We start from the raw sequence: 18,263 nt of genomic DNA, 5'->3' as shown, positions 1-18,263 counted from the left end.
TGCTTATTAAGTTTGATGCCAAAATGGGGTATCGAGTGTTGGCGTACTTGGCTGTGCGGTCTGTCGCTCGGGCATAATGCCAGCTTGCTGAGCCAACTGCCCTGCCTCCATCGCAAAGGCAAAAGCTTTTGCCATAGCAACAGGATCACTTGCTAGCGCAACCGCGCTATTGAGCAGTACGCCGTCATATCCTAACTCCAGCGCTTGCACCGCATCTGAGGGCTTCCCAATACCGGCATCAACAATCAAGGTTGCTTGGGGTAAACGACTGCGAATCGTGGCGAGATTGTAGGGGTTCATCAAACCTTTCCCTGTACCTATTGGCGATGCCCACGGCATGATCACTTCACAACCTAAATCGTAAAGGCGCTGGCATAAGACTAAGTCATCCGTGCAATACGGCAATATTTGAAAGCCATCGTCAATTAAGGCTTTGGTTGCCTTGAGTAGCTCAATGGGATCGGGTTGCAAATTGTAGTCGTCACCTATCACTTCTAATTTTAGCCAGTGGGTTTGAAATAATTCACGTGACATGTGCGCTAAGGTAATCGCTTCATTAGCGCTTTTGCAACCTGCGGTATTGGGCAATAGCTTAATTTGATGCTCATCGGCGAGTTGTTGTAAATACTGCCACATCATTTGCCCACCCTGCTCTGCTGGTGCTTGGCGTTTAAGTGACAAGGTCATCACTTGTGCGCCGCTGGCAATTACGGCTTGCTGCATAATGGCTGGGCTTGGGTAAAGTGCCGTACCAATCAGCAGTCGGCTATCAAGCTCGGTGCCATAGATGGAAAGTGACATGCTTAACCTCCTTGGATCGGCGAAAAAAGCTCAACACTTGCGCCGTTGCTGAGCGATGTTGCTTTGTAATCACTCTTGGCAACAAAGATTTGATCGACAGCTACTGCAAATAGCTTAGGCTTTGGGTGCACTGAAAAATATTGGTCAAGCAGCTGGCTCACTGTGATGCTTGTTTCTTGGTATTCAGTCTTTTGGTATTCAGCTTGTTCAAGGGTGAAAGCTTCACCATTAACTATATAGGTATGGGTCATTTTTTTGCTCTGGTACTGTTTCAGGTGTCAGCGTATAGCGACTCGAAAAACGCTGGCGGCACTGATTTAGAGGACTTGCTACTTTTAGCCGTATTAATTTGCTGAGCCACCAAGTGTAAGCCCGTTGCTAACATCACTGGCGCGAGCAAATAACCGTGGCGATATAGGCCGTTCAGTTGGATCAGCCCTGATTGGCTTCTTGCTTGTGGTCGATTGTCGGCAAATGCTGGGCGGCTGTGGCTGAGCTGCTCAATAATCTGCGCCTCGGCAAAGCCTGGGTGTAGGCTATACAAGGCAGAAAGCAGTTCAAGTGCCGATTGCACTGTGACTTTACCCGTTGCGCCACTCTCTATTTCCGTCGCACCAATCACGTACTCATGATTGGCTTTCGGGGCGATGTAGAGCTTGTACCTTGGGTGCATTAAACGTACTGGCAGCGATAATTCGACTTCTGGCGCATATACTCGTATGACCTCACCGCGCACTGGCCTTAACATCGGCAGTGCTCCCTGATCTTCGATATTGGTATCGGCATTGGCACTAGCTCGGCTATGAATGGCACTTGCACCAATACCACGACAATCAATGACCAAGTCAAATTGCTTAGTACCTGAATCGGTACGCACTTGGAACGGAGATACCGCCAGCACTTGAGTTTGCTCATGCCAGTTGACTGTATCATTTGCTTTAAGCGCACTCGCCAATGCATTAAGCAGCTGATGGTTATCAATACAGCCTTCCCCTTGCAAATATGCACCGTTTTCAAAGCGCTCCGCTAGTGCGGGTGCCTGCTTTGCGAGTTCACTTTTGCTCAGCAATTGAAGCTGAGCTTGCGGATACTGCAGGCTGATATGGCGTGTAAAGCGCTCATAGTCACCTTGGTCAGCGCGGTGGCTAACGCAAATTGAACCATGCGCTTGAAAATCCACTGGGCTGGTAAGTTCGCCGAGTAATTCAGGCCACATGGCTAGTGCTGCCTCGCCCATGGCGACAAGCTCTGGCTCACAGCTCAACGACTCGCCATAAGGGGTAAGCAAGCCCGCAGCGGTGTAAGCGGCGCTCTGCTGACCGTCAATGGCGTCTTGATCGTACAGGCTGATCTGGTGTGCGTTATTGTGCTCGTTACAGGCTAGGCTTAGCTGCCAGGCCATTAAACGACCTAGCAGCCCGGCGCCAACAATTGCGATATTGGCCACTGTGTTTACCTTGCTTGATGATAAATTTCAGCGCCAGTCGCCTTAAATTCCGCTGACTTCTCTGCCATACCTTGAGCCAGCGTTTCATCAATGGCATCGCGACTAACACTAATGGTTTCATCAGCGAGCTTGATTTCAATGCGTTGCTCTGCCTCCAATTTTGCAGCATAGTCGCGCACATCTTGGGTGATTTTCATTGAGCAGAATTTAGGGCCACACATTGAGCAAAAATGGGCTATTTTGCCTGACTCTTGCGGCAGGGTTTCGTCATGATATTCGCGGGCGCGTTCGGGATCTAAGCCTAGGTTAAATTGGTCGTGCCAGCGAAACTCGAAGCGCGCTTTTGACAGTGCATTATCGCGAATTTGTGCACACGGATGCCCTTTTGCTAAATCGCCCGCATGCGCGGCAATTTTGTAGGTAATTAAGCCTTCTTTGACATCTTCCTTGTTGGGTAAGCCCAAGTGCTCTTTTGGCGTTACGTAGCACAGCATGGCACAGCCGTACCAACCAATATTAGCGGCACCAATCCCTGATGTGATGTGGTCATAACCGGGCGCGATATCTGTCGTTAGTGGCCCTAACGTATAGAATGGCGCTTCGTGGCAATGTGCCAGCTGCTCGTCCATATTGGCTTTAATCATATGCAGTGGCACATGACCCGGGCCTTCAATCATCACTTGGACATCGTGTTGCCAAGCGATTTTGGTGAGCTCACCTAAGGTATGAAGCTCAGAGAACTGCGCTTCGTCGTTGGCATCAGCAATCGAGCCGGGGCGCAGGCCGTCACCTAATGAAAAGGCAACATCGTACTGCTTACAAATTTCGCAAATATCTTCAAAGTGCGTGTACAGGAAGTTTTCTTGGTGGTGTGCTAAACACCATTTGGCCATAATGGAGCCACCGCGCGAGACAATACCTGTCACGCGCTTTGCCGTCATCGGCACATAGCGCAACAGCACACCGGCGTGAATGGTAAAGTAGTCTACACCCTGCTCTGCTTGTTCAATTAAGGTGTCGCGAAACACTTCCCACGTTAAGTCTTCAGCAATGCCGTTTACTTTTTCGAGTGCTTGATAAATAGGTACAGTGCCAATTGGCACTGGCGAGTTACGCACAATCCACTCACGCGTTTCGTGAATATAGCGGCCAGTGGATAAGTCCATGACGGTATCTGCGCCCCACTTGGTCGACCACACCAGCTTTTCCACTTCTTCTTCAATGGATGAGGTAACCGCTGAGTTACCGATATTGGCGTTCACCTTGATCAAGAAATTACGGCCAATAATCATCGGTTCAGATTCGGGGTGATTGATATTGGCGGGAATTATGGCGCGCCCTGCGGCCACTTCTTGGCGGACAAACTCTGGCGTAATCTGTTCAGGAATGTTGGCTTGACCAGCTTCGGTAAACTTGGCCCCAAAGCCCTGCCCGTCGTGACGTTGGCTGAGAATTTCGTCTTTCATTTCTGCCCGTTTGGTATTCTCACGAATGGCGATGTATTCCATTTCCGGCGTGATAATCCCTTGGCGTGCGTAGTGTAACTGGGTCACGTTTTTCCCGGCTTTGGCGCGGCGCACTTTCGGCAGGTTTTCAAAGCGAATATGATCAAGCCCTTCATCCGCTAAACGCTGCTGGCTATAGCCAGATGTCGCGCCCGTAAGTTCTTGAGTATCTGCGCGCTTGGCGATCCATTCACTGCGCAGTTTAGGTAAACCCTCATGGACATTAACGTTAATGTTTGGATCGGTGTAAACGCCAGAGCTGTCGTACACACGAATTGGCTCGTTAGGCTCAAAAATCGGTTTTTCTTCGGTGCCGCCGACAAAGGTGTCGCCAACGGCAATTTCACGCATGGCTACTTGAATACCGTGTAGCTTACCCGGTACATAAATTTTGCTGGAATTCGGGTAGCTTTGTCCCGACACATTGTTGATAAAGGCTTCTGCCTGCTGACGGCGCTCACGGCGCGATAATGAACTCATGGCTCTCACCTAGATAATAATGAATTATATTCGGCGGAGTTGACTAGGTATGACGAGAACAACACAAGCAGCCAGTAGCCTAAAATTATCTACTGCTAATCATGATATTGAGTTTGTGTTGCGCTTGTTCCCTTCGCAGCAATTACGCTGATCAGGTTCTACGGATCCCGCTTTCGCGATCTCAGCCCTATGGCACTCCGACAAGTTCGCTGAGCAACTTAACTTTAACTAGCTTGCTCAGATGCTTTTTAGTCTTACAAGAATTTTAACTTTGTGCAAGCGCCAGATTTATCCCATCGGCAATAAACTCACTTTACCCATAGCTTGCCTTCAACTGGTTAGCAACGCACAATATCGCTCATATTCTCAGAGCGAAGAGTTAAAAAAATGATGTCCAACAAATGGTTATCAACGACAGCGAGTGCCTTACTCGTGCTGACCAGTCATCAAGTTAATGCCCAGCAGCCGAGCGAAATCAAAAAAGCCAAGCCAAATACGCCTGACATTAGTGAACAAAGACAACAGCATTTGCGCGGCGCAATCACACCGGAACGTGCATGGTGGGATGTTAAACACTATCAGCTGTCGCTGGCCGTCGATATTGGTGACCGATCTTTTACTGGCGAAAACGTCATAACCTATCAAGTGATTGATAGTGCGAAAGAATTGCAAGTTGAGCTACAAGCACCTATGAAGCTTGAAGCTGCTGTGCAAGCAGGGCAATCCTTAGCGATTCGTCAAGAAGGTTACAGTTATTTTATTTCGCCAAACGAGCCACAGCAAATAGGTCAGGAATATCAGTTAACTTTGACCTTTTCGGGTCAACCTCATGAAGCGAAAAATGCCCCTTGGGATGGCGGTATCACTTGGTCGGAAGATGAAGATGGCATGCCTTTTATTGCCTCCTCAAACCAAGGGATTGGTGCCAGTATTTGGTGGCCGAATAAAGATCACGGTTACGACGAACCCGATCGCGGTATTGATATGTTGATTGAAGTGCCAAGACCTTTGTTTAATGTCTCTAATGGCCGCTTAATTAACATTGAAGATCAAGGGGATAGTCGAGTTTTCCACTGGCGCGTTATCAATCCTATTAATAACTACGGTGTGAATATCAATATTGCTGATTACGTTAATTTTGCGGAGCAATATCAAGGTGAAAATGGTGTGCTAGATATGGACTATTACGTGCTGCGTGCTAACGAAGAAAAAGCGCGAGTGCATTTTGGTGATGCAAAGCGAACCATTGAAGCGCTAGAGCACTGGTTTGGCCCATATCCGTTTTATCAAGACAGCTACAAGCTGGTTGAAGCCCCGTATCTTGGCATGGAGCATCAAAGCTCAGTCACTTATGGCAATAACTATCAGCAAGGCTACAAAGGGCGTGATCTCAGCGAGACAGGTTGGGGCTTAAAGTGGGATTTTTTGATTGTTCACGAAACCGCACACGAATGGTTTGCCAACAGTATCACGGCTAAGGATGTCGCTGATTTATGGATACAAGAGAGCTTTACCACTTACGCTGAAGGTTTGTTTGTTGAATATCACTATGGCAAAGCGGCAGGGGCTGAGTACTTGCGTGGACAACGCCAGAATATTCGCAATGATAAGCCAATGATAGGGACTTATCACCAACATCAAGTGGGTTCGTATGATATTTACCCCAAAGGTGCGAATATGCTGCATACGCTGCGCCAACTGCTTAATGACGATAGCAAATGGCGTGAGATCTTACGTGGTTTAAACAAAGTTTTTTACCATCAAACCGTTACTACCGAGCAAGTTGAAAACTATATCGCTGAGCAATCTGGACTAGAGCTTAATAAGTTTTTTGATCAGTACCTGCGCGACAGCCGTATTCCCGTGTTGGAATATCGACTAATGGACGGCGAATTTAAAGCCCGTTGGCGTCATGTGGTGGCTGGTTTTACCATGGCAATTCCGGCGAAGTTTACTGGTGATGTAGCAGCTGATCAGCAAAAGTTTGCGCTGACAACAGATTGGCAAACATTTGAATTACCGCAGGGGGCGACAGGTATTCAGTGGGAAAAAAACTACTATATTGCGCAGCTATTGATAGAGTAAGGTTTTGATTTATAAGGTCTTAGAAAAACAAAAAGCGCTCAAATGAGCGCTTCTGCTAAGCCCAAAGCAAATGCTTATTTAAGGCTAGCGTAGTATGCAGCTAGGTTAGCCATATCTGCATCAGTTAGGCCCATCGCCATAGGAGCCATTACTGGATCTTTACGTGCGCCAGATTTGAAATCTTTTAATTGCTTTGCAATGTAAGCTTCTTTTTGGCCAGCAAGGTTAGGGTACATTGGAATAGCAGAAATACCTTCTGCGCCGTGACAAGCTGCACACATTGCTGATTTTGCTTTACCCGCTGCAACGTCGCCCGCGAATGCTGGAGCTACCATCATTGCTGCAGTTGCAATAGCAAGAGTCATTTTTTTCATAATGTCTGTCTCTCTTAATGATTAGATTTTTCTGAGCCTTAGTCGATTATATGGAAAAAGACCTAAGTTGTCCTAGATTTTTTAGTATTATGTAAACACTTACTATGACTCAAGTAATTACGATGTCCGAGCCAATTGCGTTTAATTTCGACAATCGACTTATCAAGCATTTACCTTTTATTTATCGACCTGTATCGCCGACTCCTTTAGTGAATTCACATTTGGTGGCGACCAGTGACGCTATGCTAGCAGAGCTTGGCATTGCAAAAGATGATTTACATCAAACTAATTTTGTTGATGTTTTTGCTGGCAAGGTATTACCTAAAGGTGGCTATTTTCATGCGCAAGTCTACAGCGGTCACCAATTTGGCCAATACGTGCCGCAATTAGGTGACGGGCGGGCCATTAGCCTTGGCGAAATAGTTGCTCAGTCTGGCCAGCGATTAGATGTCCAGCTAAAAGGGGCAGGGGAAACGCCGTTTTCTCGTATGGGCGATGGCAGGGCGGTGCTGCGCTCTTGCATTCGCGAATTCCTTGCCAGTGAGGCGATGGCAGCGCTTGATATTCCCACCACACGGGCGCTATGTATTATCGGTAGTGAGCACGATGTTTATCGCGAGCGCGTAGAAAAGGGCGCGATCATGACACGAACATCGCCGAGTTACCTGCGTTTTGGTCATTTCGAATATTGGTTTCATCGAGGGAAAAAAGATGAACTTAACCAGTTAGCGGATTTCTGTTTAGCCGAATACTTTCCTGAGTGTTTAACCGAGGAAAACCCACACAAAGCCATGCTGGCGGCGATTGTGCAAGCAACTGCGATGTTAATTGCTAAATGGCAAGTGCATGGCTTTGCGCATGGGGTTATGAATACTGACAATATGTCGATCCTCGGCCTGACCATCGACTATGGCCCGTTTGGCTTTCTCGATGACTATCAACCTAGTTTTATCTGCAATCATTCCGATCATACCGGTCGCTACGCGTTTGACCAGCAGCCAAGCATTGGTTTATGGAATTTGAATGCGCTGGCTATCACGTTTTCTGATTGGTTATCGACCGAAGAAATTCGCGCAGCGCTGAGCCAATATGAGCCAATATTCGTGCAGCACTACATTTCGTTAATGCAGCGAAAGCTTGGGTTGGTAACATGGCAAGATGAAGATCAGGTGTTGTTAGGGGAGTGGTTAACACTACTGGCCAAGCAAAAAGCAGATTACACTGTGAGCTTTCGACAGCTGAATCAGGTATTTATCGATGATAGTGATAATCAGCATTGCCAAGACTTGTTGGCGCATTTTAGCGATAAACAAGTGGTTGTTGAGTGGCTGAAAAAGTATCGCCAACGACTGGCGGACGACGACATGACAGATAATGCCCGCCAGCAAATTCAAAACCAGCATAACGCCAAGTTTATCTTGCGTAACTACTTAGCGCAGCAGGCGATTAGGCAAGCAGAGCAAGGCGATTACAGCGAAATTGAGCGCCTACAAGACATTTTACAAAGCCCATTTGAAGAGCAAGCAGATGCTGAGCAATATGCTCAGCCAGCGCCAGAGTGGGGGAAGCATTTGGACATATCATGCAGCAGTTAACGCCATCATCATCGCTTGCTATTTCAGCCGTATGGCAGCGCGATGATCATCTCGATATTCGCTTTGACGGTGAGTTTGATGAAGAAGATTTTACACCATTAACCCAGCGGGTATTGGATAGGTTGGATAATGCTCGCGTGCTGGAAAACATCCCCGGAGCCGACCGCCACAATGTGCGCTTTAGTCTCCAGCTCGCAGGGCAGAATGGCTATTTTGTCTTAAATTTTGAGGTGTATAGCCAATCGTGTTGGCTAGCGGCAGAATCAGACAGCGAGTTACTTATCTTGACTGAACTTCATCATTTACTGTCTGGTGGTACTTAAACTAGAGAAAGCTAAGCCGATAACATGGATACTTGATTTTGCCCTTGACGTTGCGCATCAGACAGCGCTTTTTTTGTGCGATTAATCAGGCTTTGTAAGGTTTCTCTTTGTTGAAACTCGCTCACACCGAGCGAAATGGTCATTTGTGGTAGGCGAATGCCTGATTTGCTACTGATAAAGCGAATTCGCTCGACACCTTGACGTATTTTTTCGGCAATTTCACCTGCGATACCCATTTCCACATCTGGCAATAAAATCAGAAATTCCTCATTGCCGGTGCGCACTGGCAAGCCGCTTTCTCCAACATAATTACTGACTTTATTGGCGATTTTCGACAAAATCACATCACCAATTAGCGAGCCGAATTTATCGCTAAAGCGGTTGAATTCGTCAACACTGACAACAAGCGCGGCAATTTGACGATCGGGAGAGTCTGTCAGCCAAGCATCAAAGTGTTTGTTAAGTGCTTTGTGATTAAACAGCTTAGTGACGGGGTCGAGGTAAATTTCGCGACGAGCGGCATTGAATTCTTGATACAGGTTTTTGGCATTTTGCTCTGACGCGGTCAATTTTTCGATAAGCGCGCGTTGTTGCTCTCTTAGCTGCTCAACGGTTTGGGTTAAATTAGCAAGTGCTTGTTCCGTCTCAGCGTCATTACCACTTTGGAGAGTCGCGACATTGTTGTCTAGCGTAGATAGCAATTGTGAACTTTGTTGCGTAGAAGTTTGGCAGGTTTCACTGAGATCGGCGGTGAGCTGTTTCACTTCGTCAAACATTTCATCACGCAGGTTGTTTTGACCAAGCACATACTCTCGATAAAGCTGCTCAAACAGAAAGTTATCTAAACGGCCATAAGTGAACAAGTGCTGATCTATTTTGGTGATCAGCGGTGTGTTTTTCTCACAAATATACTCATAAGCAATAGCGTAATTTATTGGGGTTACCGGTAATTTCCACTGCGCTAACAGCTTTGCGGCTTTCGCCATTTTAACTTGTGCTTGTGCTACGGAATCATGGTGCTTCAATGATTCACCCCAACTAATCTAACTGCTCCGCCATTCTGGCTAAATTCCTTGTAAACTTCTAGCCTTGAACGCAACTTTTGTTGGTAAATAACGTAATTAAGTAAAAAATTGCATACAATTTCAACAATGATGATGCTAAAACAGTGGCTGCTCGTTTGCGAAGCTAGTTGCAAGGGGTTAGTTGCAACAGATGAGTTGACGGGTAAAATGAAAAAACAAAGAGCCTCCACAATACTAATAACACAAGCGATTAACGTGATGAAATACCTCATTTTTGCCATGGCATTGATGCTTACTGCATGTAGCCATACCACTCCAGAAACCAAGCTAGACGCCAATCAAGCACTCGCGAACCTGATTGACGAATACCAAGCATACGAGCAACAGAGTAGCCCGTTTAACAAGCCAGAAGTTGGCAAAAGTAATCGTGAGCTGCCGGATTTAAGTGCGGCAACACTTGCGGCTAACCATCAAGCATTATCATCGATACTGGCGAAAGTGAACGCGATTGACACAGAGGCACTCGACGATGCCAACCGTATTAACTGGTCGGTACTGCAATATCGGATGCAAAATCAAGCAGATTACTACCTCAACAAAGAGTACTTAATGCCGATCACCGCCGAATCAGGTTTTCACGCATATATTAGCTTTATCAATCGGATGGTGAGCTTTAAAACAGAGCAAGACTATCAAGATTACCTCAGTCGACTTGCGCAAATCCCACGCTACTTTGATCAGCAAATGGCGTGGATGCGCGAAGGTTTGGCGCAAGGTTACACCCAACCTCAAGTGGTTTTGCAAGGGTTTGAAGAGTCTATTGCCGCATTTATCAAAGATGATGTCACCGAAAGCGCTTACTACCAGCCATTTGTCGCTATGCCCAAACACTTGAGCGATGCACAAAAAGAAACATTGCGCGCAGCAGCCGTCAAATCAATAACAGAGCAAGTATTTCCAAGCTATCAAGCCTTCTATGACTTTATGGTTGGCGAGTATCAACCAAACGCGCGACAAAATATTGCCGCCAGCAGCTTGCCTAATGGCGAAGCGTTTTATGCGAATCGCGTAAAACACTTTACCACCCTGGAAATGACCGCGGATGAAGTGCATCAAATTGGTTTAGCCGAAGTCAAACGCATTCGTGCTGAGATGAATGCGATTATTGCAAGATTAGGCTTTGAAGGCTCGTTCGCCGATTTTGTTGAGTTCCTGCGCACAGACCCGCAATTCTACGCAACGACACCGGAGCAATTGCTCAAAGAAGCTTCATTTCTTGCCAAGCAAATGGATGCCAAGTTACCGAGCTTGTTTAAAACGCTACCGCGCACACCATACGGTGTCATTGAAGTACCAGCGAATATTGCACCTAAATATACAACGGGTCGTTACTCTGGTCCTTCGCGTGATGATCAACCGGGCAATTATTGGGTCAACACCTATCGCTTAGATCGCCGTCCACTATACGTTTTACCAGCATTAACACTACATGAGGCAGTACCCGGTCATCATTTACAAGGGTCGATTGCCCGTGAAATGAGGGATGTACCAGAGTTTCGCAACAAAACCTATATTTCGGCATTCGGTGAAGGTTGGGGCTTGTATGCGGAATATTTAGGTATTGAAGCGGGCATGTATCCAGATCCCTACAGTGACTTTGGCCGTTTGACTTATGAAATGTGGCGGGCGTGTCGCTTAGTGGTCGATACGGGGATGCATGTTAAAGGGTGGTCACGCGATCGCGCGATGGACTTCCTTGCTAGTAATACGGCGTTGTCGCTACACAATGTAAGAACTGAGATCGACCGTTATATCTCATGGCCTGGGCAAGCGCTTTCGTACAAAATTGGCGAATTAACGATCAAGCGCCTGCGCCAGGAAGCGGAGCAAGCGTTGGGGACTGATTTTGATCTGCGCGAGTTCCACGATCAACTGCTTGCAAACGGCTCTATGCCATTATCGATGCTAGAGATTGTGATTACTCAGTACATCGCACAGCAGAAAGAACAACAGCAGAAACAAGCATTAGCTGAGCAAAGCTAAAAAGTGGCACTTTAGCGCCGAAAGCAGGCTGATTGATGATTGAATTGAGCAGCTGCTAGGCGCTATTTCTATTCGTTCAAAAACTCTTGGTATAAGAGAAAGATAAGAAAGGGGAAAGACACGCAAAGTATACCGCAGGAGATAAGGTTAGCTGGATCGCTAAGAAAGATAAGCCCCCACTATATCTAAATTTGGCAGTCCCGCTGTCCTAGGTTTCCCCTTAGACCGGTAACTTTGCGTCTCTAGCTTTCGCTAGATTTGCCTTTAACGAGCTTTAGTCGCTCGACGACATTATAGTCAAATAATAACCAGAGTAAACCTCAGGTTGGCTCTTATTCATACGATTCGTTAAAATAGCGTTAGAAATAAATAATATAGGTTGCTGTTGGTGAAACAAATTTGGTTAGTGCTGATTCTGGTAATGGCTTATGGCCTGAGTCAGCCACTGAGTGCGCAAACGCAATTACCAAGAGAAGCTGTCGCCGCCAACATCGAGCGGGTTAACAGCTATTACCAAGCAGATAAAGAAGCCCTGCCATACGATGAAATTGTCTCATTGGCGACGGCAATTGTGCAGTTTCGTCGACAATATCCCAAAGACGTAATTGCTAAAGCCTATGTCTTACTGGCAGAAGTTGCTGGTAGTAAGGGCGATGCCGCACGTGCCTTCCAGTTTGCTGTTGACGGCCTAACTTACAAACCTCTACCTGCTGAACTGCAACTCAATTTAGAAATAAAACTCGCCGAAGGGTACTTCGTCAAAAGTAAATACCACAATGTTTTTCACTTTGTTGATCAGGTATGGGAGCGCGCAGAAAAAGAAGGGCTGGTGAAGTATCAGCTGTTAGCTTTAGGTTATCGCGCCATGGCAAATGCCTTGATCGGCGAAGCGCAAAAAGCGGCAGACGACCTGCACTTAGTGAAAGAATTGATTGAACAGCATTTTCAGTACGCGGAGCATTTGCAGTTACTGGAAGTTATCGCTATCTCGTATCACTATCTGGGCGACTACCAAACCGCGATGGAAATTCACGAGCGCATACTCAAATTGCGTTTTGCCTTAAACCGCAAAAATGGCATTGAGCGCACCTACTATAACCTCGCTTCGGCATATCGAGAGTTAGATCGCCTTGACGATGCGTTTAACGCTTTTTGGCAGGTAAAACAGATTGCCGAAACACGTGTTTGGCCAATCAAAAGGGCCTATGCCGAGTTGGGTATTGGGCAAGTGTTATTGGATCAACAAGAGTATCAAGAAGCGTATATTGCGCTGGTGGAAGCGGAAGATTCGTTTAAAGGTCAAAACCTTAATAAGCCTTATCTGAGCACCTTAATTGCCCTTGCTAAGGCGAGTTTCGCGACGGGGCGCCAAGCATTTGCATTTCAGCTGCTGGTGCTGGCCGAAGAGCTGTCAGAAATTGTCGAAGTGGCAGGCGATCAGGTCGACTTGTATTTGTTACTCGCCAATCGCTACCAAATTGAAGGTGACAAAGACAAAGCCTTGGTGATGCTAAACCGATACGTTGAGCTTCAACATCAGTTCTTTAAAGACGCAAAATCACGGGTGATCAGAGCGCCTAGTCGTATTACGGTTGAGCAGAGTAACAAAGAGCTTGCCCTTGATTTAGCGGAAGCTTACGACGCACATACCGAATTTTCTGCACAAGTGAAACAACAGCAGCACTACATCATAGGGTTAACCTTACTGAGTATTCTGCTTGTGGTGGTGGCCATCGTCCAATGGTTAGCTTATCGCTCGCGCAAGCATCACGATGTTTATGGGCAATTCGAGCGCCCGACTTATGTCGTACCGACACCCACACAAACCAAATACATTTACCACCGTGCCTTTAAGAAAGCGCGCAAATACGAATATCCACTGACGATCGGCTATTTAACTATCAGCAACTGGCCCGACTTAGCCTTTAGTTTCAATAAGCGGGTCATTAGTGAAGTCAATAAAACATTGGCTACTTTGATCAATGAGCATATGGGAGAGTTTGACCAAAGCGGTCAAATTAACGAGGGCGAGTACATTGTGCTTTTCCCACATCAGTCGCGAGGGCAAGCCCAGGCTAAATTTGAAAAGCTAATTGACGCATTAAAAGTGCGGTTTTTTGCCAATTTAGGTGAATTTTCGGTTAATATAAGGTTTTCTTTAGACACGCCTGCGGTACAAGATATTGATCCTTATATCTTCTTATCGCGTTTGAGTGATGTCTCTTAAAAATACAGGATAATTAGTCAGTTTATGTTTTTTGCGTTTATTGTGATTGCCATATTTGTGGCTGTCAGTGTCTATTTTTACTTTCGTAGCGAGCGATTAGTGCAAGATTTAGTGAAGCAAAAGCGCGATACGACTCTGACCCGCAAGAACCATAAACAACTGCTTGATACGGTTGCCAGCATCGCCAATAAGCAGCAAGAATTTTTTACTTTTCGCTATAACAAAGCCGTAGAAGCGGCTGAGCAAAAGTCGCCTTCAATACTCAGTGATCTCAAACGCATGTCGCCTTTAGTCAACAACTATGCCGCGGTGTTTAACGCGTGTGCCGTGGCAAAAGATCAGCTGAAACCCAATGCACAAACACACTTCGAAAGTCACAAACCCGGTTCATACAAAGATTTTTTGACCTTTATTTCAGGTCGTGAAAAGCATGTTGCGCGCATGTGGGCAAGCAATAGCTTAACTGGCTTTATGTCTGTCATGGAAAGTTTATTGAATGAGCAGCAGCAAGCGCTCGCGAAAATTAAACCGGTGAAGAAAGAGCCGACCAGTGATAATGACGATATTGAGTTTCAGAAATTTAGCTAGCTTCTTGAAAAGCGAAAATAAAACCGGCGCTATTTAAGCGCCGTTTTTGATCATTGATATGCTATCAACAGGTACTGTATTAGTTGCGAATATGTATCTCTGGGTCGGTATCAATTTCACCATCCCATGCTATGGTGGCTATTTTTCCATCGCATAGCAAAATAGCCAAACTGCCGTTGCCACTTGAGCGGATAAACGTTAAGTCGTAGCCAAATTGGGTAAGACTACTCGCAGCGAACTTTTGCGCCAGTGTCAATTGCTCCCAAAGCCTTGCTTGAATTTGATCGTGTTGCCTTCGCTCTAACAGCATTTCGCGTTTTGAAACAGCTTGCATCGCTAGCCTCACATTACTATTTAAACTGCAAATAATTATTACGTGACACTATATAACATTGTTTAAAATTTCAACAATTAAATGTTGTGGATTGACAAAAATTTATAACTTTCTACAGGTTAGCGAGGTAAATGGCTTACGTAATTAGGGGGAGAGTCGCTCCACAAGGGTATTCTCTGCCCGTGTTTATTATATAATGCAGAAAAACAACAAGTAGCAGTGAGGGCGTGTATGAGTCAGGTGTTGGATGACTTATTGTCACTTTTAACATTAGAAACGATTGAGCAAGGGATCTATCGGGGGCAAAGCCAAGATTTGGGCTTTAAAGCCTTATTCGGCGGGCAGGTAATGGGGCAGGCGCTATCAGCCGCGCAAGAAACCGTTGATGAGAATCGTCATGTTCATTCATTACACTCATACTTTCTAAGAGCTGGCGACGCCACTAAACCCGTGGTTTATGATGTTGAAGTGCTGCGTGATGGTGGCAGCTTTAGTGCCAGACGTGTTAAAGCCATTCAAAACGGCCAGCCGATTTTCTACATGACGGCTTCGTTCCAGCAGCCAGAGCAAGGGTTTGATCATCAAGATGCCATGCCGAATGTGCCAGGTCCTGAGGGCGTGCCGTCATATCAAGAATTTATCAAAGCTAACCAAGCGGTATTTCCAGCGCATATTCGTAAAATTTTTATGGCGGAAAAGCCAATTGAGTTGCGAGCGGTAGAGCAATACAACTGGGTGTCACCAGAAAAAGTGCCCGCTAAATCGCATATGTGGATCAAAACCAATGGTGATTTACCGGACGATTTACGTGTTCATACTTATATGTTGGCGTATGCGTCAGATTTTCACTTTTTGCCGACTTCTTTGTTTCCACACGGTCAAACTCACTGGGATCAAAAGTTTCAGATAGCGACGATAGATCACACTATGTGGTTCCATCGCCCATTCCGATTTGATGATTGGCTGCTTTATGCGGTTGATAGCCCATCGGCAACGGGTGGTCGCGGCTTAGTGCGGGGGCAAATTTTTAATCGCCAAGGCGAGCTTGTTGCCTCGACGATGCAAGAAGGCGTTATTCGCGCGCGTTAAGCTTACGCTCACCATGAACTAAGTTATTGTCGTTAGCGCCTGTAAAAGGAGGCGCTATTGGGTTACTTGGCGTTGCCAATCATACCCTGTAGGGTGTTGGAAGATGCGCAATCCAAATTCTGGGGCAATGGCGTAGAGGTGATCGAAAATATCCGCTTGTATACCTTCGTAGTTCACCCAATTTTGATCCCTGCTAAAAAGGTACAGTTCCAACGGAATGCCCGTTGGTGTTGGGGCGAGTTGTCGCACCATGCAAGTCATTTGCTGATGCACTTTGGGGTGATTACGCAGGTAAGCGGTGATATAAGCGCGAAACGTGCCTATGTTAGTAAGTTGGCGCTGGTTGCGTTTGTCGCTCCCGGCACTTCCCAATTTTTGCTGGCTTTCGGCCAGCTCCACTTGTTTTTGCGTTAAGTAGTCACCTAACAAGCTAATACTCGTCAGTTGCTCAACTTCTTCCGGTTGATAAAAGCGAACACTGGCGGCATCAATACAAAGCGCGCGTTTGATGCGACGCCCGCCAGAATTGAACATATCGCGCCAATTTTTAAAGGAGCCGCTAATCAAGGCATAAGTGGGGACTGTGGTGACTGTGCGATCAAAGTTTTGAATTTTTACTGTATTGAGGCCTATTTCAAGCACGTCACCATCGGCGCCGTATTGCGGCAGTTCAACCCAGTCACCCGGCGCCACCATTTTGTTCGCGGCAATTTGAATACTGGCGACTAGTCCTTTGATCGTGTCTTGGAAAATCAGCAAGAGTACAGCGGTTAACGCACCTAAACCGCTGAGTAGGAAAATTGGTGACCGATCTATGATGACGGCGACAGATAATATGGTGGCCACCAAATAAATGGCGAGCTTGACCAACTGAATTGTCGCATTCAGTGGCATGTAGCGCGTTTTCGCTTTGGTTTGATAAATCGCCTTAATGACGTCCAGTAAGGCTGACAACACCCGCGCAATTTGAAAAATGACAGCGACACGCGCAATCGCGATTAATATTTTGGCTGTGAGCGACTCTTCCAGCAAGAAAACCGGCGTGAGGGCAATGATCAGGAAAAACGGTACCAGCAAGCTAATTTTGGTAAACACTTGATGAGTAACGAATAAATCATCCCAAGTGTTTTTCGTTTTCTGCACAACTTTCTGAACGAGCACTAAAATGCGGTGCTTTACTATGTAGTGGCTGATACTTGCCAACAGCAATAACAACACAATACCTGAAATGCTGGTGCCGAGTGCCAAATATTGGTTTGGCCAGCCAAGCATTAGTAGCTGTTCAGAAATCCACGCTTGCACGGTTAAACTCCTTTTAAAAGTTACGCTTTGTTACGGTTGTGATTGGGGCTTTGACTGGTGATCAGCCAATTCCATTTCGGCCATGGTTTGGTCTTTATCGCGCCACAGCTGATTGACCCATTGTTGAAAGTTTTGCTTAAACGCTTTGTCGTTAAAATAATCACCAATAATTTCTTCTGGGATATCAATCGTCTCAACATTAACGTGAATGTCGGTAACGTCACCAGAAATAAACTGTTGAAAACTCGGAATGCCATTCGGGTAATAAATCGTCACGTTAACTATCTTGTTTAGATGTTGCCCCATGGCATCAAGGACAAAGGCAATGCCGCCAGCTTTTGGCCTAAGTAAATGTTTAAACGGTGCCTTTTGTTTCTCATGCTTGGCTTGTGTGTAGCGTGTGCCTTCAATAAAGTTCATCACACTAACGGGCTTGTGTTTGAATTTTTCACACGCCTTGCGCGTGGTCTCAATGTCTTTGCCAATTAAATGTGGGTTCTTTTTCAAGAAGGCTTGGCTGTAGCGTTTCATAAATGGAAAGTCTAATGCCCACCAAGCAATGCCGAGAAACGGCACGTAGATCAGCTCTTTTTTTAAGAAAAATTTGAGAAAGGGAATTTTGCCGTTGAGCAGGCGCTGTAATACTAAGATGTCGACCCAGCTTTGGTGATTACTCAGCACTAAGTACCAGTCTTTTTTGTCCAGTTTGTCGAGACCCGTCACTTGATAATTCACTTTGGTGAACAAGTTTTGGATACCCGTGTTGCAAGTCACCCAATTACTCGCCATGCGATCAAGCAAATAACTGAACAGCTTCTGCCAACCTTTGGCTGGTATCAGCGCTTTCAAAAGCGAACTAACAACTACGGGTAACACCCAAAGTAACGTATTGATTGTGTAACACAGCAAGGAAATAAGGCCGATCAAAGGTCGTGGTAGAAAACTCAACATAATAATGAACTTAACTGGTAAACAAGGCTATTTTCAGTGGGTGATAAATAGATTGTAAGGCTTTCAATAGTGTTTGAACATGGTTTTTTCACAC

The 18,263-nt window shown here is 46.0% G+C and carries 16 protein-coding genes and 2 riboswitches; of the genes, 7 read left to right on the top strand and 9 right to left on the bottom strand.

The annotated features are described in order from the left end of the window. Window positions 1-6: 6 nt before the first annotated feature. The 4 genes from DXX93_RS19995 to thiC are packed head-to-tail and all read right to left on the bottom strand — an operon-like array spanning window position 7 to window position 4,233. Window positions 7-801, bottom strand: coding sequence for a thiazole synthase (locus tag DXX93_RS19995; protein ID WP_116009652.1), 795 nt, complete (start codon window positions 799-801; stop codon window positions 7-9). A 2-nt stretch (window positions 802-803) separates the two neighbouring features. Beyond that, on the bottom strand, window positions 804-1,052 hold the full coding sequence (gene thiS / locus DXX93_RS19990) for a sulfur carrier protein ThiS (protein ID WP_116009651.1): 249 nt from the start codon (window positions 1,050-1,052) through the stop codon (window positions 804-806). Window positions 1,053-1,072: 20 nt separating this feature from the next. Further along, a complete protein-coding gene (locus DXX93_RS19985) occupies window positions 1,073-2,248 on the bottom strand; it encodes an FAD-dependent oxidoreductase (protein WP_116009650.1) in 1,176 nt (391 codons plus the stop codon). 5 nt (window positions 2,249-2,253) lie between these two features. Further along, complete coding sequence (gene thiC, locus DXX93_RS19980) at window positions 2,254-4,233, bottom strand: phosphomethylpyrimidine synthase ThiC (protein WP_116009649.1); 1,980 nt, start codon at window positions 4,231-4,233, stop codon at window positions 2,254-2,256. Window positions 4,234-4,344: 111 nt separating this feature from the next. Further along, window positions 4,345-4,443, bottom strand: a riboswitch (TPP riboswitch). Between the two features lie 177 nt (window positions 4,444-4,620). Here thiC and DXX93_RS19975 point away from each other — a divergent pair. Beyond that, window positions 4,621-6,318, top strand: coding sequence for a M1 family metallopeptidase (locus tag DXX93_RS19975; RefSeq protein WP_220347587.1), 1,698 nt, complete (start codon window positions 4,621-4,623; stop codon window positions 6,316-6,318). 74 nt (window positions 6,319-6,392) lie between these two features. Here DXX93_RS19975 and DXX93_RS19970 read toward each other — a convergent pair whose 3' ends face one another. Continuing rightward, window positions 6,393-6,692, bottom strand: a complete 300-nt coding sequence (locus DXX93_RS19970) for a c-type cytochrome (RefSeq protein ID WP_116009648.1) — start codon at window positions 6,690-6,692, stop codon at window positions 6,393-6,395. Window positions 6,693-6,814: 122 nt separating this feature from the next. Here DXX93_RS19970 and DXX93_RS19965 point away from each other — a divergent pair, with 122 nt between their 5' ends. Both DXX93_RS19965 and DXX93_RS19960 read left to right on the top strand, forming a co-directional pair. Then, window positions 6,815-8,287: a protein adenylyltransferase SelO gene (locus DXX93_RS19965; protein WP_116009647.1), complete on the top strand. Its 1,473-nt coding sequence runs from the start codon at window positions 6,815-6,817 to the stop codon at window positions 8,285-8,287. Further along, complete coding sequence (locus DXX93_RS19960) at window positions 8,275-8,610, top strand: DUF3630 family protein (protein ID WP_116009646.1); 336 nt, start codon at window positions 8,275-8,277, stop codon at window positions 8,608-8,610. The genes DXX93_RS19965 and DXX93_RS19960 overlap by 13 nt, the downstream gene beginning before the upstream one ends. Window positions 8,611-8,621: 11 nt before the next feature. Here DXX93_RS19960 and DXX93_RS19955 read toward each other — a convergent pair whose 3' ends face one another. After that, entirely contained in the window at window positions 8,622-9,635 is a 1,014-nt protein-coding gene (locus DXX93_RS19955) for a GGDEF domain-containing protein (RefSeq protein ID WP_147302731.1), read from the bottom strand. Between the two features lie 207 nt (window positions 9,636-9,842). Here DXX93_RS19955 and DXX93_RS19950 point away from each other — a divergent pair, with 207 nt between their 5' ends. The 3 genes from DXX93_RS19950 (at window position 9,843) to DXX93_RS19940 (ending at window position 14,493) form a co-directional block, all read left to right on the top strand. Beyond that, a complete protein-coding gene (locus tag DXX93_RS19950; protein ID WP_258872728.1) occupies window positions 9,843-11,678 on the top strand; it encodes a DUF885 domain-containing protein in 1,836 nt (611 codons plus the stop codon). Between the two features lie 190 nt (window positions 11,679-11,868). Further along, window positions 11,869-11,951, bottom strand: a riboswitch (cyclic di-GMP riboswitch). Window positions 11,952-12,066: 115 nt separating this feature from the next. Further along, window positions 12,067-13,905, top strand: coding sequence for a tetratricopeptide repeat protein (locus DXX93_RS19945; protein WP_147302730.1), 1,839 nt, complete (start codon window positions 12,067-12,069; stop codon window positions 13,903-13,905). Between the two features lie 24 nt (window positions 13,906-13,929). Continuing rightward, window positions 13,930-14,493, top strand: a complete 564-nt coding sequence (locus DXX93_RS19940; RefSeq protein WP_116009643.1) for a hypothetical protein — start codon at window positions 13,930-13,932, stop codon at window positions 14,491-14,493. Between the two features lie 79 nt (window positions 14,494-14,572). On the opposite strand, the gene DXX93_RS19935 is transcribed toward DXX93_RS19940, so the two are convergent. Next, entirely contained in the window at window positions 14,573-14,827 is a 255-nt protein-coding gene (locus tag DXX93_RS19935; RefSeq protein ID WP_116009642.1) for a hypothetical protein, read from the bottom strand. A gap of 231 nt (window positions 14,828-15,058) precedes the next feature. On the opposite strand from DXX93_RS19935, the gene tesB reads away from it, so the two are divergent. Further along, complete coding sequence (gene tesB, locus DXX93_RS19930) at window positions 15,059-15,916, top strand: acyl-CoA thioesterase II (RefSeq protein ID WP_116009641.1); 858 nt, start codon at window positions 15,059-15,061, stop codon at window positions 15,914-15,916. A gap of 54 nt (window positions 15,917-15,970) precedes the next feature. Here the strand turns inward: tesB and DXX93_RS19925 are convergent, their stop codons facing one another. Both DXX93_RS19925 and DXX93_RS19920 read right to left on the bottom strand, forming a co-directional pair. Beyond that, window positions 15,971-17,218 (bottom strand): mechanosensitive ion channel family protein, encoded by a 1,248-nt coding sequence (locus DXX93_RS19925; RefSeq protein ID WP_258872727.1) that lies wholly within the window; start codon window positions 17,216-17,218, stop codon window positions 15,971-15,973. A 30-nt stretch (window positions 17,219-17,248) separates the two neighbouring features. Next, window positions 17,249-18,169 carry an acyltransferase gene (locus tag DXX93_RS19920; RefSeq protein ID WP_116009640.1) on the bottom strand — a complete coding sequence of 307 codons (921 nt, stop codon included), beginning with the start codon at window positions 18,167-18,169 and terminating at the stop codon, window positions 17,249-17,251. Between the last annotated feature and the right edge of the window lie 94 nt (window positions 18,170-18,263).

The sequence above is a fragment of the Thalassotalea euphylliae genome, assembly GCF_003390335.1.
Lineage (GTDB): Bacteria > Pseudomonadota > Gammaproteobacteria > Enterobacterales > Alteromonadaceae > Thalassotalea_F > Thalassotalea_F euphylliae_B.
This window is presented reverse-complemented; position numbering and strand designations above follow the sequence as displayed.

Excerpts from the sequence above, each read along its gene's own strand:
- DXX93_RS19995 (WP_116009652.1), bottom strand. The coding sequence starts at position 801 with ATGTCACTTTCCATCTATGGCACCGAGCTTGATAGCCGACTGCTGATT.
- thiS (WP_116009651.1), bottom strand. The coding sequence starts at position 1,052 with ATGACCCATACCTATATAGTTAATGGTGAAGCTTTCACCCTTGAACAA.
- thiC (WP_116009649.1), bottom strand. The coding sequence starts at position 4,233 with ATGAGTTCATTATCGCGCCGTGAGCGCCGTCAGCAGGCAGAAGCCTTT.
- DXX93_RS19975 (WP_220347587.1), top strand. The coding sequence starts at position 4,621 with ATGATGTCCAACAAATGGTTATCAACGACAGCGAGTGCCTTACTCGTG.
- DXX93_RS19970 (WP_116009648.1), bottom strand. The coding sequence starts at position 6,692 with ATGAAAAAAATGACTCTTGCTATTGCAACTGCAGCAATGATGGTAGCT.
- DXX93_RS19965 (WP_116009647.1), top strand. The coding sequence starts at position 6,815 with ATGTCCGAGCCAATTGCGTTTAATTTCGACAATCGACTTATCAAGCAT.
- DXX93_RS19960 (WP_116009646.1), top strand. The coding sequence starts at position 8,275 with ATGCAGCAGTTAACGCCATCATCATCGCTTGCTATTTCAGCCGTATGG.
- DXX93_RS19950 (WP_258872728.1), top strand. The coding sequence starts at position 9,843 with ATGAAAAAACAAAGAGCCTCCACAATACTAATAACACAAGCGATTAAC.
- DXX93_RS19940 (WP_116009643.1), top strand. The coding sequence starts at position 13,930 with ATGTTTTTTGCGTTTATTGTGATTGCCATATTTGTGGCTGTCAGTGTC.
- DXX93_RS19935 (WP_116009642.1), bottom strand. The coding sequence starts at position 14,827 with ATGCAAGCTGTTTCAAAACGCGAAATGCTGTTAGAGCGAAGGCAACAC.
- tesB (WP_116009641.1), top strand. The coding sequence starts at position 15,059 with ATGAGTCAGGTGTTGGATGACTTATTGTCACTTTTAACATTAGAAACG.
- DXX93_RS19920 (WP_116009640.1), bottom strand. The coding sequence starts at position 18,169 with ATGTTGAGTTTTCTACCACGACCTTTGATCGGCCTTATTTCCTTGCTG.